At 74.7% G+C, this 12,469-nt stretch carries 14 protein-coding genes and 1 pseudogene; 6 read left to right on the top strand and 9 right to left on the bottom strand.

Going from position 1 to position 12,469, the window contains the following annotated elements:
- A pseudogene (locus tag E4P43_RS19150) lies at positions 1 to 132 on the top strand (IS481 family transposase); the annotation flags it as partial.
- Here the strand turns inward: E4P43_RS19150 and E4P43_RS19145 are convergent.
- Positions 129 to 935, bottom strand: coding sequence for an RNA methyltransferase (locus tag E4P43_RS19145; RefSeq protein ID WP_135147109.1), 807 nt, complete (start codon positions 933 to 935; stop codon positions 129 to 131). The pseudogene E4P43_RS19150 and the gene E4P43_RS19145 sit on opposite strands and share 4 nt — an antisense overlap.
- Before the next feature lie 110 nt (positions 936 to 1,045).
- On the opposite strand from E4P43_RS19145, the gene E4P43_RS19140 reads away from it, so the two are divergent.
- Genes E4P43_RS19140 through E4P43_RS19130 form a run of 3 tightly spaced genes read left to right on the top strand, consistent with a single transcriptional unit; the run spans position 1,046 to position 3,152 of the window.
- The gene (locus E4P43_RS19140; RefSeq protein WP_135147108.1) at positions 1,046 to 1,765 is read left to right on the top strand and encodes an ABC transporter ATP-binding protein; all 720 of its coding nucleotides are present in this window, start codon (positions 1,046 to 1,048) and stop codon (positions 1,763 to 1,765) included.
- Positions 1,762 to 2,535 (top strand): ABC transporter permease, encoded by a 774-nt coding sequence (locus E4P43_RS19135; RefSeq protein ID WP_135147107.1) that lies wholly within the window; start codon positions 1,762 to 1,764, stop codon positions 2,533 to 2,535. The genes E4P43_RS19140 and E4P43_RS19135 overlap by 4 nt, the downstream gene beginning before the upstream one ends.
- On the top strand, positions 2,451 to 3,152 hold the full coding sequence (locus E4P43_RS19130) for a TetR family transcriptional regulator (protein ID WP_209313974.1): 702 nt from the start codon (positions 2,451 to 2,453) through the stop codon (positions 3,150 to 3,152). Before E4P43_RS19135 ends, E4P43_RS19130 begins: the two co-directional genes overlap by 85 nt.
- A 7-nt stretch (positions 3,153 to 3,159) precedes the next feature.
- Here the strand turns inward: E4P43_RS19130 and E4P43_RS19125 are convergent, their stop codons facing one another.
- A complete protein-coding gene (locus tag E4P43_RS19125; RefSeq protein WP_135147106.1) occupies positions 3,160 to 4,722 on the bottom strand; it encodes an amino acid permease in 1,563 nt (520 codons plus the stop codon).
- On the bottom strand, positions 4,719 to 5,540 hold the full coding sequence (locus E4P43_RS19120) for a thioesterase family protein (protein WP_245159266.1): 822 nt from the start codon (positions 5,538 to 5,540) through the stop codon (positions 4,719 to 4,721). Before E4P43_RS19120 ends, E4P43_RS19125 begins: the two co-directional genes overlap by 4 nt.
- A 27-nt stretch (positions 5,541 to 5,567) precedes the next feature.
- Here E4P43_RS19120 and E4P43_RS19115 point away from each other — a divergent pair, with 27 nt between their 5' ends.
- Positions 5,568 to 6,536 (top strand): aldo/keto reductase, encoded by a 969-nt coding sequence (locus tag E4P43_RS19115; RefSeq protein ID WP_135147111.1) that lies wholly within the window; start codon positions 5,568 to 5,570, stop codon positions 6,534 to 6,536.
- On the opposite strand, the gene thpR is transcribed toward E4P43_RS19115, so the two are convergent.
- Genes thpR through E4P43_RS19090 form a run of 5 tightly spaced genes read right to left on the bottom strand, consistent with a single transcriptional unit; the run spans position 6,517 to position 10,878 of the window.
- Positions 6,517 to 7,071: an RNA 2',3'-cyclic phosphodiesterase gene (thpR, locus tag E4P43_RS19110; RefSeq protein ID WP_280791024.1), complete on the bottom strand. Its 555-nt coding sequence runs from the start codon at positions 7,069 to 7,071 to the stop codon at positions 6,517 to 6,519. The genes E4P43_RS19115 and thpR overlap by 20 nt on opposite strands.
- An 11-nt stretch (positions 7,072 to 7,082) precedes the next feature.
- On the bottom strand, positions 7,083 to 7,469 hold the full coding sequence (locus E4P43_RS19105) for a hypothetical protein (RefSeq protein ID WP_135147104.1): 387 nt from the start codon (positions 7,467 to 7,469) through the stop codon (positions 7,083 to 7,085).
- A gap of 53 nt (positions 7,470 to 7,522) precedes the next feature.
- Positions 7,523 to 8,899, bottom strand: coding sequence for an MFS transporter (locus E4P43_RS19100; RefSeq protein WP_245159264.1), 1,377 nt, complete (start codon positions 8,897 to 8,899; stop codon positions 7,523 to 7,525).
- Positions 8,896 to 9,333 (bottom strand): MarR family transcriptional regulator, encoded by a 438-nt coding sequence (locus tag E4P43_RS19095; RefSeq protein ID WP_135147103.1) that lies wholly within the window; start codon positions 9,331 to 9,333, stop codon positions 8,896 to 8,898. The genes E4P43_RS19100 and E4P43_RS19095 overlap by 4 nt, the downstream gene beginning before the upstream one ends.
- A 27-nt stretch (positions 9,334 to 9,360) precedes the next feature.
- Positions 9,361 to 10,878: an NCS2 family permease gene (locus E4P43_RS19090; RefSeq protein ID WP_135147102.1), complete on the bottom strand. Its 1,518-nt coding sequence runs from the start codon at positions 10,876 to 10,878 to the stop codon at positions 9,361 to 9,363.
- 145 nt (positions 10,879 to 11,023) lie between these two features.
- On the opposite strand from E4P43_RS19090, the gene E4P43_RS19085 reads away from it, so the two are divergent.
- Positions 11,024 to 11,263, top strand: coding sequence for a DUF2530 domain-containing protein (locus tag E4P43_RS19085; protein WP_135147101.1), 240 nt, complete (start codon positions 11,024 to 11,026; stop codon positions 11,261 to 11,263).
- Here the strand turns inward: E4P43_RS19085 and E4P43_RS19080 are convergent.
- Positions 11,260 to 12,054 (bottom strand): DUF3027 domain-containing protein, encoded by a 795-nt coding sequence (locus tag E4P43_RS19080; protein WP_245159263.1) that lies wholly within the window; start codon positions 12,052 to 12,054, stop codon positions 11,260 to 11,262. The two genes, E4P43_RS19085 and E4P43_RS19080, sit on opposite strands and share 4 nt — an antisense overlap.
- Between the last annotated feature and the right edge of the window lie 415 nt (positions 12,055 to 12,469).

Raw genomic sequence — 12,469 nt, 5'->3', positions numbered from 1 at the left:
AACTCCAGCCGCGAACGAGCCGACGTGCTCCCCGGCTGGCTGCACACTTACAACCACCACCGCAGCCACACCGCACTCGACGGCCAATCACCGATCAGCCGCGTCAACGACCTACCTGGTCACTACAGCTAGCGCAGGCCGGCGAAGGCGACGGCCGCGGCGGCGGCCACCCCGAGGGAGTCCACGCCGGCGCGCATCGGGATCCGGGCGCGCACCCTCGCCGCCCGCTGCGCCTCCGGGGTCAGCCCCGGGCCCTCCGCCCCCAGGAGCACCGCCGTGCGGGGGTTCGCCCGCGGGTCGACGTCGGTCAGGTCGACCGCGTCGCCCGCGGGCGTGAGCGCGACGGTGAGGTAGCCGGCCTCGTGCAGCCGGTCCAGCCCGCCGGGCCAGTCGGGCAGCACGGCGAACGGCAGCGAGAGCACGTGCCCCATGGAGACGCGGACCGACCGGCGGTAGAGCGGGTCGGCGCAGCGAGGGTCCAGCAGCAGCCCGTCGACGCCGAGGGCGACCGCGGACCGGGCGATCGACCCGAGGTTCTCCGCGTCGTTGAGCGCCTCGAGGACGGCCAGCCGCCGTGGCGCCGCCGGGTCGGGGCCCGCGAGCAGCCCGTCGAGGTCGGCCGGTGGGCGCCGGTCGGCAGAGGCCACCACGCCCCGGGTCAGCCGGAACCCGATGACCTCCGAGAGCACCCACTTGTCGGCCTCGTAGGCGGGGACGCCCTCGGGCAGGTCCAGCGCCGCGACCCGGCCGGGCACCCCGAACACCGCGCGCACCCGGTACTCCGAGGCCAGCAGCCGTTCCACGGCCGGGACGCCCTCGACGATCACCGGGCCCGTGCCGCGCTCGCGGCCCGCGGGCCGGTCGCCCGCCTTGAGGTCGCGGAAGTCGTCGACCCGCGGGTCGGCCGGGTCGGTGATGACGACGGGCTCTGGCACCCCCTGATCATCCCTGGGGCCGTTCGGCCCGCGGCGGCAGGCATTGACCGCTCCCGCACAACTCATCTAGCGTTGACTTCATCAGCCGTTGAGTTTCGAGGGAGAGCGTCATGGACGCCGTCACCGTCACCGATCTCGTCGTCGACCGCGGGAGGCGCCGGGTGCTGCCGGGCGTCGGCTTCACCGTCCCCGCCGGCCAGGTCACCGGCCTGCTCGGGCCGAGCGGCAGCGGGAAGAGCACGCTGATCCGGGCGATCGTCGGGGTGCAGCGGGTGCGCTCGGGCACCGTCGAGGTGCTCGGGCACCCGGCCGGCTCCCCCGCCCTGCGCGACCGCGTCGGCTACGTCACCCAGGCGCCCAGCGTGTACGCCGACCTGACCGTGCGGGAGAACGCCCGGTACTTCGCCGCCCTGTACGGCCGGGGCGCCCGCGAGGCCGACGCCGCCGTCGCCGACGTGGGGCTGGCGTCGGCCGCCGGGCAGCTGGTCGGGGACCTCTCCGGCGGGCAGCGGGGCCGGGCGTCCCTCGCCTGCGCCCTCGTGGGCGACCCGGAGGTGCTCGTCCTCGACGAGCCCACCGTCGGCCTGGACCCGGTGCTGCGGGTCGAGCTGTGGGAGAGGTTCCACGCGCTGGCGCGGGCCGGGACGACGCTCGTCGTCTCCAGCCACGTGATGGACGAGGCGGCCCGCTGCGACCGGCTGCTCCTCCTCCGGGAGGGCGCGCTGCTGGCCGACACCACCCCGGCCCGGCTGCGCGCCGACGGGCGCTCCGAGGACCTGGAGGAGGCGTTCCTGAACGTCGTCCGCGCCCGCGAGGCGGTGGCCTCGTGACCGCGGCCGTGCACCTGCGCCCCCGGCTGACCACGACGACGGCGGCCCGCGTGCTGCGCCAGCTGCGGCACGACCACCGCACGGTCGCGATGCTGCTGGTGCTGCCGAGCCTGCTCCTGGGCCTGCTCCACCTGCTGTGGGCGGACCTGCCCGCCGCCCCGGGGCAGCCCGGCACCTTCGACCGGGTCGGGCTGACGATGCTCGGCGTCTTCCCCTTCGTCGTGATGTTCCTGGTGACCAGCATCGCGATGCTCCGCGAGCGCACCTCCGGCACGCTCGAGCGGCTGCTCACCACCCCGCTGTCGCGGCTGGACCTGCTGCTCGGCTACGGCCTGGCGTTCGGCCTGGCTGCGGGGCTGCAGGCGGCGGTCACCGTCACGGTGGCGACGACGCTCTACGACCTCGACGTCGCCGGCCCGGTCTGGCTCGTGGGGCTCATCGCCGTCGTCGACGCGGTGCTCGGCGTCGCGCTCGGGCTGCTGGCCAGCGCGTTCGCGCGCAGCGAGTTCCAGGCCGTGCAGCTCATGCCGGTGGTCGTGCTGCCGCAGTTCTTCCTGTGCGGGCTGCTCGTGCCACGCGAGCAGATGGACGGGTGGCTGCAGGCCGTCAGCGACGCCCTCCCCCTCACCTACGCGGTCCAGGCCCTCCAGGAGGTCGGGCGCTCGCCGGAGGCGACGGGCACCATGTGGACCGACGTCGGCGTCGTCGCCGGCGCGGCCGTGCTCGCCCTCGCCCTGGCGGCGGCGACCCTGCGGAGGAGGACCGACTGAGCACCACCGACCAGCCGCGACGGCGGACCGGACGGCGCCCCGGCAGCCCCGAGACCCGGGACGCCGTCCTGGCCGCGGCCCGCGCGGCCTTCGCCGAGCGCGGCTTCGACGGCGCGACCATCCGCCAGATCGCCACGGCCGCCGGCGTCGACCCGGCGCTCGTGCACCACTACTTCGGCAGCAAGGACCAGCTCTTCCTCGCCGCGGTCGAGGCGCCGGCGGACCCGGCCGAGCTCCTGCCGGCGCTGCTGGCGGCTGGGCCCGACCACGTGGGCGAGGGCGTCGTCCGGACCCTGCTGGGCGTGTGGGACGGCCCGGCGCAGGCCGCCGGGCTGGCGCTGGTGCGCTCCGCCGTCGGCAACGAGTGGACCGCCAGGCTGCTCCGCGAGTTCCTGGTGACCCAGGTGCTCCGCCGGGTGCTGGGCACGCTCGACCTGTCGCCGCGCGAGGCGGAGGTGCGCGGCGGCCTCGCCGCCTCGCAGCTGATCGGGCTGGTCGTCGGCCGGTACGTGCTGCGCATCGAGCCGCTGGCCTCGGCCGACGCCGAGGAGCTGGTCGCCGCGATCGGCCCGTCGGTGCAGCGCTACCTCACCGGCGACATCGCCCTGCCGGGCTGACCGCCGCTCAGGCCTCCGCGACGGCGACCGGAGCCACCGCCGCGTGCTCGGGCAGCACGCCGGTCCGGTGGCGCTGGCGGAGCCGGTAGTACGCCAGCCCGACGAGCGCGATCGCCCCGATGAACAGGGCCGCACCCCACTGCAGGTACCAGTGGTACGGCTCGGTGGCGTTGTAGACCTCGCGGCGCGGCCAGCCGAGGTTGACCGCCATGCCGGCGCCCCACAGGACCGCCAGCACGTTGACCGGCAGGCCCCAGCGGCCCAGGGAGAAGTGCCCCCGCCCCGCGCCGTCCGCCGGCCCGGGCCAGCGCCCGCGCAGCCGGCTGATGAGCATCGGCACCGTGACCAGGAGGTAGGCCAGGTAGATCATCACGACGGCGATGCTGGTGATCACCGTGAAGATCTGCGGCTGCCGGATGTTGATCAGCAGGATGGCGATCGACAGCGACCCGATGACGACGGCCGGGACGACCGGGGTCTTGAACCGCGGGTGCACCTTCGCCAGCCGGGCCGAGCCGGGCAGGTTGTTGTCCCGCGCCATCCCGAACATCATCCGGATCGTCGCGGTGTGCACGGCCAGGCAGCAGACGGTGATGGCGACGACGATGGCGAGCAGGAAGACCCGGCCGATGCCGCTGCCCGCCGCCTGGAGCAGCACGTACTGCAGGCCACCGGTGCTCGAGGACAGCTGGGGGTCCCGGATGTCCTCGACCGCCATGAGGCCGAACAGCAGGATGAGGCCGCCGAGGACGAAGGACGCCGTGATCGCCCGCAGGATCGCCCGCGGGGCGGTGCGCCGCGCGTCCACGGTCTCCTCGCCCAGCGAGCTGGCCGTGTCGAAGCCGTACATCACGTAGCCCGAGGCCAGCGCGGCGACCAGGAAGGCCCCCAGGTAGCCCAGGTCCTGGCCCTGGCCGGCCCCGGCGGTGTCCAGGACGACGTCCGGGCCGCGCGTGGCGTGCACGGCGAGCAGCACGATGATGAGCACCGCGGCGATGAGCTCGATGAACACACCGGTGCTGTTGATGCGGGCCATGAGCTTGACGCCGAAGACGTTCACCAGCGTGGTGAAGACGATCAGGGCGCTGCCCAGGATGACGGCGTTGACGGCGTAGTCGTAGGGACCGGTGCCGTCGCCGACGACCTGGAAGCCGGACCACAGCTGGGGCAGCGTGATCTGGTAGGCCAGCACGGTCGCCGACAGCGTCACGATGGACGCCGTCAGCATCATCCAGCCGGCCATCCAGGCGGTGGTGCGGTTCCCCAGGCGCTTGGTCCAGTTGTAGAGCGAGCCGGCGACCGGGTAGCGAGCCGCGAGCTCGGCGAAGCACAGGGCCACCATGAGCTGGCCGACGAAGACGACCGGCCAGGACCAGACGTAGGCCGGCCCCCCGGCGCCGAAGCCGAAGTAGAAGAGCTGGAACGTGCCGGTGAGGATCGAGATGTAGCTGACCCCGGCCGCGAAGCTGGCGAACCGGCCGAGGCTGCGGTCCAGCTGCTGCCGGTACCCGAACCCGGCGAGCGGGTCGGCGTCGCCCTGCCGGTCGGCCGGTGCCGCCTCGGCGCTCATCGGGCGGTCCGGGCGAGCTGGCGGCTCTGCGCGACGAGGCGGCCGGTGGAGTCCCAGATCCGGTAGTCCTCGTCGGTCCACCCGCCGGCTATCTCGCTGGCCCGGGCCTCGACCAGGCACCACCCCGGTGCCGGCAGCGCCCGCACCAGCACCTGGAGCTGCACGGTCGGCGCCCAGCCCATGCGCCCGGTGGCGAAGCTGGTGGGCGGCAGCACGTCGGCGAAGGTGAGCAGGGCCAGCGGGTCGGCCGGCCGGCCGTCGGACAGCCGCACCCACGCGCGCAGCACCGGCTCGTCACCGGGCCGGCCGAGGGCCCACATCGCGGTCGCCGGGTCCAGCCGGCTCTCGACGTGCCTGGTCAGGCCGGGGAGCTGGATCGGAACGGCGGCCAGGTGCGCGTTGCCCGCCATGTCGATGCACTCGTCGGGCCCGGGCACCGACGGCACGGGCAGCGAGTACTCGGAGGCGCTGTCGGTGAGCGTCGCGGTCGTCGCCTGCACGGTGATCACCGGGCCGCCCTCGTCGGCGAGCGTGACCAGCGAGTGCGCGAGCGTCCGCCCGGCCGGACCGGGGGTCACCGTCAGGGTGGCCGGGCCGCCGGCCCCGGCGCGCAGGTAGCTGGCCGACATCGCCACGGGGTGCTCGTGCGGGCTCTCCATCACCGCGGCCCGGCCGGCGACGGCCAGCAGGTAGCCGCCGTTGAGGATGCCGTTGCCGACGTCCCAGGTGGGGTCGAGCTCGGCCACGAGCGCGGGGCCCTCCGCCCGCCGCACGGCGGTGGCGAGGTCGAAGGCGGAGGTCTGATCGATCTGCGACACGGAGCACAGGGTGCCAGGGTGATCGACATGGACCACACCCACCTCGGCCGCAGCGGTCTCCGGGTCTCCCGGCTGTGCCTGGGCACCATGAACTTCGGCTGGAAGACCGAGGAGGGCGACTCGCACGCGATCATGGACCGGGCGCTGGCCGAGGGGGTCAACTTCTTCGACACGGCGAACGTCTACGGCTTCGACGCGGGCAAGGGCCGCACCGAGGAGGTGCTCGGCAGCTGGTTCGCCCAGGGCGGGGAGCGCCGGGAGAAGACCGTGCTGGCCACCAAGGTCTACGGCGGCATGTCGGACTGGCCCAACGACACCTTCCTGTCGGCGCGGAACATCGTGCGCGCCTGCGAGGCGTCGCTGCGCCGGCTCGGCACCGACTGGATCGACCTCTACCAGTTCCACCACGTGGACCTGGAGACGCCGTGGGACGAGATCTGGCAGGCGTGCGAGACGCTCGTCGCCCAGGGCAAGGTGCTCTACGTCGGGTCGTCGAACCACGCCGCGTGGCAGATCGTCGAGGCCAACGCCGTCGCCGCCCGGCGCAGCTTCACCGGCCTGGTCAGCGAGCAGTCGCACTACAACCTGCTCACCCGGCACGTGGAGCTGGAGGTGCTCCCGGCCGCGCAGCACCACGGCGTCGGCATCCTGCCGTGGAGCCCGCTCGCCGGCGGCCTCCTGGGCGGGGCGCTGGAGAAGGCCGAGGGCGCCCGGCGCACCGAGGAGCGGCAGCTGCGGCGGATCGAGCGGCACCGTCCCGCGCTGGAGGCCTACGAGGCGCTGTGCCGTGAGCTCGGGCACGCCCCGGCCGACGTCGGGGTCGCCTGGCTGCTGCACCAGCCGGCCGTGACCGCGCCGATCGTCGGCCCGCGCACCATGGAGCAGCTCGAGGGCGGGCTGCGGGCGCTGGGGATCGGCCTGGACGAGGCCACCCTGGCCCGGCTGGACGAGATCTTCCCGGGCTACCGGGCCGCACCTATGGAGTACGCGTGGTGAGCGGCCAGGTGGCGACGGCGTCGTAGCGGACGGCCGCACCGAGCCGGCTCTCCCACAGCCGGACGTCGCGCACCGGCCAGGCCGGTCCCCGGTAGCCGGCCAGCCGGTCGGTCAGCGAGCCGTCTGCCGGCTGCCGGGGGCGCCACCGCCCGAGGGTCAGGTGCGGCCGGAACGGCCGGTCCTCCACCTCCAGGCCGAGACGCCGGCCGACGCCGGCCAGCCGGCCGGCGAGGGACACCAGCGGGTCGACGTCGCCGTCGAGACCGGCCCACGCCACCTGGGGACGGCGCAGCGAGCCGAACCGCCCTCCCCCGGCCAGCCGCAGCGTCATCGGGGGCGTCGCGGCGACCGCCGGCGCCGCCGCCGCGACCAGCTCCGGGACCAGGTCCCCGGGCACCTGGCCGAGGAACAGCAGCGTCAGGTGCCAGCGCCCGGGGTCGCCCCACCGGGGCGCGCCCGGGGCGTCGCGCAGCGGCACGAGCGCCTCGGCGAGGTGGCGACGCGCCGGCTCGGGCGGGTCGACGGCGAAGAACAGCCTGCGCGAGGTCAGACCGGCACCCGCAGCCCGGCGGCTTGCAGGGCGGCGAGCAGGCGCAGCCGCTCGACGTCCCGGGCCCGCCCGTCGGCCAGCCCGGCGAGCGACGTCGGCACGCCGAGGATGGCGGCCGCCTCGGCCAGGACGTCGTCGTAGGCGGCCTGCACCGCCCGGCGGCGGGCCATGGGGACGCCGGCGGGGACGAGCTCCACCTGGCGGCCCAGCCGGCGCAGGTCGGCGGCGACCGCCTCCACGGGACGGCCCGCCGGGACGGGGTGGCGGACGGCGCGCCGGCGGGCGGCCCAGCCGGTCAGGCGGCGCACGACCGGCCCGCCGTAGGCGACCACCCCGGCGAAGGCGGCCAGCAGCACCACGAGCTCGACCAGCGCGGTGGCCATGGCGCGCCCCCTGGGCAGGTGCGGGATCCGGCGAGGCCGAAGGTACCCCCGGGTCAGAGCGACTGCTGGCCCGGCGCCCGCTCGGCGAGGGTCTCCTCGGCCGCGCGCAGCTGCGGGGACGGCGGGCGCGGGGCCACCCGCAGGCCCAGCCGCAGCGGCGACCGTCCGACGGTGAGCCGCACCTCGTGCCGCCGGGCCAGGAAGGCGGCCGCGCCCAGCCCCGCCACGACGCAGACCGAGCCGCCGAGGATCAGCCCCCACGGCGCGCCGAGGTGCTCGGAGACCCAGCCGACCAGCGGGGCCCCGACCGGCGTGCCCCCCATGAAGCACATGAAGTAGAGCGCCATCACCCGCCCGCGCATCTGCGGGTCGACGCCGAGCTGCACGAAGCTGTTGTTGGCCACGCTGAACATCAGCCCGGCCGCGCCGGTGGGCACCAGCATCACGGCGAAGCTGAGATAGGTCGGCATCAGCCCCGAGACGACGGTCAGCAGGCCGAACACCACCGCGGACCCGACCAGGAACCGCTGCCGGGGGCGGACGCTGCGCCGGGTGGACAGCAGCGCACCGGACAGCGAGCCGACCGCGAAGGCGGTCGAGAGCAGGCCGAACGCCTCGGCGCCGAGGTCGAAGGTCTCCCGGGCCATCAGCGCGATGGTGACCTGGTAGTTGAAGCCGAAGGTGCCGAGCACGAACGCCAGCGCCATCGCCAGGACCAGGTCCGGGTGCGCCCAGGTGTAGGCCAGCCCCTCGCGGAGCTGCCCGCGCCTGCGCGCGACCGGGGTGCTGGGCTGCAGCTCGTCGGTGCGCATGCCGGCCAGCGCGCCGATGGTGAACGCGAAGCTCGCCGCGTTGAGGAAGAAGGCCGGGGCCGTGTCCCCGCCCGCGGCCCCGATGAGCAGCCCGGCCAGGGCCGGCCCGACGAGCCGGGCGCCGTTGAAGATCGTCGAGTTCAGGCTGACGGCGTTGGTGAGCAGGCCGGGGCCGACCATCTCGGAGACGAACGCCTGCCGCACGGGCGCGTCGACGGCCGACACCGCGCCCAGCCCGCCGGCCAGCACGAACACGTGCCACAGCGCCACCGCGCCGGTGGCGACCAGCACGCCGAGGACCAGCGAGAGCAGCCCCATGAGCGCCTGGCTGACCAGGAGCATCCGGCGCTTGGAGTACCGGTCGGCCAGCACGCCGCCGTACATGCTGAGCAGCAGCGAGGGGCCGAACTGCAGCGCGGTGATCAGCCCGAGCGCGACACCGCTGCCGTCGGACAGCTGCAGCACCAGCCAGTCCTGGCCGATCCGCTGCATCCAGGTGCCGGTCAGGCTGAGCAGGTTCGCCGAGGCGTACCGGCGGTAGTTCCGCACGCGGAGCGCGCGGAACATCCCGGTGCCCTGCTCGGACGCGGGCCGCTGGTCAGTGCTCGTCCAGGTCACCCACCACTGGCCAGCTTGTCCATGATCTCCGCGGCCTCGCGCAGGACGGTGCGCTCCTCCGGGGTCAGCTCCTGCAGCCGGCCGGCCAGCCAGGCCTCGCGGGCCTGCGCCTCCGCCGAGAGCATCTCCTCGGCGGCCGGCGTGAGCCCGATGATGACCTGCCGCCCGTCGGTCGGGTGCGGCGTGCGGGTGACCAGGCCCATGCCCTCGAGCGCCACCACGACCCGCGTCATCGACGGCGGCTGAACCCGCTCGTGGGCCGCCAGCTCCCCGGGGCTCATCGGCCCGTGCCGCTTGAGCGTCGACAGCGCCGCGAGGTGGGTGAGCGTCACCGAGGTGTCGACGCGCTGGTTGCGCAGCCGACGGGAGAACCGCATGACCGACAGACGCAGCTCGTGCGAGAGCGCGGCCGTGTCCAGCGTCGTCCGACCCACGATCGTTAACCTAACTCACTAGTCGGGTCAGAAGAGCTGCTGCAGGGGCTCCAGCGCGAAGTAGACGACGAACAGCGCGGCCACGACCCACATCAGCGGGTGGATCTCCCGACGCCGCCCGACCGCCAGGCGCAGCAGCACGAAGCTGATGACACCGGCACCGATGCCGTTGGTGATCGAGTACGTGAACGGCATGAGCGCGATCGTCAGGAACGCCGGGATCACCAGCGACATGTCGTCCCAGGCCAGGTTCCGGATCTGGGTGATCATCATGGCGCCGACGATGACCAGGGCGGGCGCCGCGGCCTCCGACGGGACGACCTGCACCAGCGGGCTGAACAGCGTGGCGACGAGGAACAGCACGCCGGTGACGACGCTGGCCAGACCCGTGCGGGCGCCGTCGGCGACGCCTGCGGTGCTCTCGATGTAGGTCGTGTTCGACGACACCGAGCCGGCACCACCCGCGGCCGCGGCGAGCGAGTCGACCAGCAGGACCGGCTGGGACTTCGGCAGGTTCTTCTTCTCGTCCAGCAGGTCGGCCTCGGCGCCCACGGCGGTCACGGTGCCGACGGTGTCGAAGAAGTCGGCGATCATGATCGAGAAGACGATGAGCAGCGCGGCGATGACGCCGATGCGCTCGAAGCCGCCGAACAGCGAGAAGTTCCCGATCAGCGAGAGGTCGGGGGTGCCCACGACGTCCTCGGGCATCGTCGGCACCTGCAGCGCCCAGCCGCGCGGGTTCACCGCGCCGTCGTCGCCGAACTTGAGGCCGACCTCGGCGACCGCCTCGATCACGATGGCCAGCACGGTCGAGACGACGATGCCGATGAGCAGCGCCCCGCGCACCTTGCGGACGACGAGCACCGCGGTGAGCAGCAGGCCGATGACGAAGACCAGGATCGGCCAGCCGGCGAGCTGCCCCTCGACACCGAAGGAGATCAGCGGGTTGCCGGGCCGGATGATGCCGGCGTCGGCCAGGCCGATGATGGTGAGGAAGAAGCCGATGCCGACCGCGATCGCCGTCTTCAGCTGGGCCGGGATGGCCTCGAAGACCGCGCGGCGGAAGCCGGTGAGCACCAGCAGCGTGATCAGCAGGCCCTCGAGCACGACCAGGCCCATGATCTCGGGCCAGGACAGCTGGGTGGCCGCGAAGACCGCGACGATCGCGTTGATGCCCAGCCCGGTCGCGACCGCGAGCGGGTACCGGCCGACGACGCCCATCAGCAGGGTCATGGCACCGGCGATGAGCGCGGTCACCGCGGCGACCGAGGCGAACGGCAGCGTGTTCCCGTCGACGTCGGCGCCGGACAGGATGATCGGGTTGAGCACCACGATGTAGGCCATCGTGAAGAAGGTCGTGACGCCGCCGCGCACCTCGCGGCCGACGGTCGACCGGCGCGCGCTGATCTCGAAGAAGCGGTCCACGCCGTTCTTCGGGCGGACCCGGGGCCCCTCGCTGCGGCGCGGGCCGGCCGCGACGTCGACGGGCGTGCCGCCGTCGGCGGTGGCGGACGAGCCAGCGGTCGGGCGGGAACTGTCGGGCATCGCGGTTCTCCCGGGAACGAGGCAGCGGACACGGCGGGCGACGCTGCCCGCGCCCGGCCGGAGACGGCAACGAGCGGCGACAGCGTGCCACACGCCTGGACCGGCCCGGCTCGCCCGTGACCGACCCGCAATCTAGGGTGCCCCCGTGCCCGGTCCCGGAAAGCAGGCTCCGCCCCCGCTGCAGGTCGACACCGCGCGGGTCGTCCTGGCCGGGATGGCGGTGTGGGCGGTGGCCCTCGTCGTCCTGCTGGTGCTGGGCGACCGCGTCGACCGGATGTGGACCTGGACCTGCGTCGCCGCCCTCGGCCTGGCCGTCCTCGGCCTGGGCATCATGCGCTGGCAGGGCCAGGGCCGCCCCGGGGACCAGGGCGGCTCCGAGGACTAGAGGACGTCGTAGTCCGAGGTGTCGTAGCGCGCCGAGGTGACCACCTCGGTGTCCTGGGTGACCACCAGCGTGGCCTGGCTGTGCGCGCCGCAGCCGTAGTCGGCGGTGACCACCCGGCCGTCGGCCGGGGCGTACGCGTTCCCGCAGGCGCCGACCATCTGCCGCAGCGAGCCGGCCAGCGGCAGGTAGAAGCCGCAGGTCGCGCAGGGGCCGGGCGCCTGCCGGGCCATGGGCGCGGTGGGGCCGAACTCCCCCGCCGTCCAGCGGCCGACGGCCTCCGACCGGCCCTCGCGGGACATGACCCGCTCGCGGCCGAGGCCGATCTCCGACGCCACGACCCGCCCCTCGGGGTCCTCGGCCGAGTCGTCGTCCACGGTGTATGCCGGCGCCAGCCGGGTGTCGTCCTCGGTGGAGGGCAGGACGTCGCCGACCGAGAGGTCGCCGGGGCGGAGCCGCTCGTGCCACGGCACCCAGGCCGGCGCCAGGAGGGCCTGCTCGCCGGGGAGGAGGACGACCTCGTCGACGGTGACCCGGTCCTCCCCGGGGACGCGCGCGAGGGTGACCGCCCAGTGCCAGCCGACGTAGCCCGGCAGCCGGCTGGCGAACGTGTGCGTCACCACCTCGCCGAGCTCGGGGCCGGCGTCGGCCTCGGGGGCGGCACCGAGGTGCTCGCCCACCAGGGCGGCGTCACCGGCCGACTCGACGGCGGCCTCCCGGGCCTGCTCGACCGCGGCGGTCAGCGGGTCGGCCGTGGCGGAGGCGGGCCGGACTGCGGCGGGGGCGTGGGACACACCCCCATTGTGTCGGACGCGGGGCCGCGCCCGACACAGCGCGTCCCCCACGGCAGCGGGCACCGGGACCGGACGCCCAGGCAGGTGCGGCACCATGGGGGCGTGTCCGCCTCCCGACGCCCCGGCGCACCCCGGCGGTACCGGCTGTCCGGGCGCCGGAACGCGGCCGGGCCGGACCGGGTCGACACCACCCCGCTCGGCGTCCCGCGCCCGCACACGCGCCCGATGCCCACCGCGGCGGCGCAGCCGCCGGGCGACGACCGGCCGACGGCGGCGATCCCCGCACCAGCCACACGCCGCCGACGTCGGAGCTCTTCTCGAACAGCACGAGGTCGGTGACCCCGGCCTCCTTGAGCCGCACCGCCGCCGCGATGCCCCCGAACCCGCTGCCGATGATGGCGACGCTCGTCACAGC

The sequence above is a fragment of the Blastococcus sp. TF02A-35 genome, assembly GCF_004571075.1.
In the GTDB taxonomy this organism is placed as follows: Bacteria; Actinomycetota; Actinomycetes; order Mycobacteriales; family Geodermatophilaceae; genus Blastococcus.
This window is presented reverse-complemented; position numbering and strand designations above follow the sequence as displayed.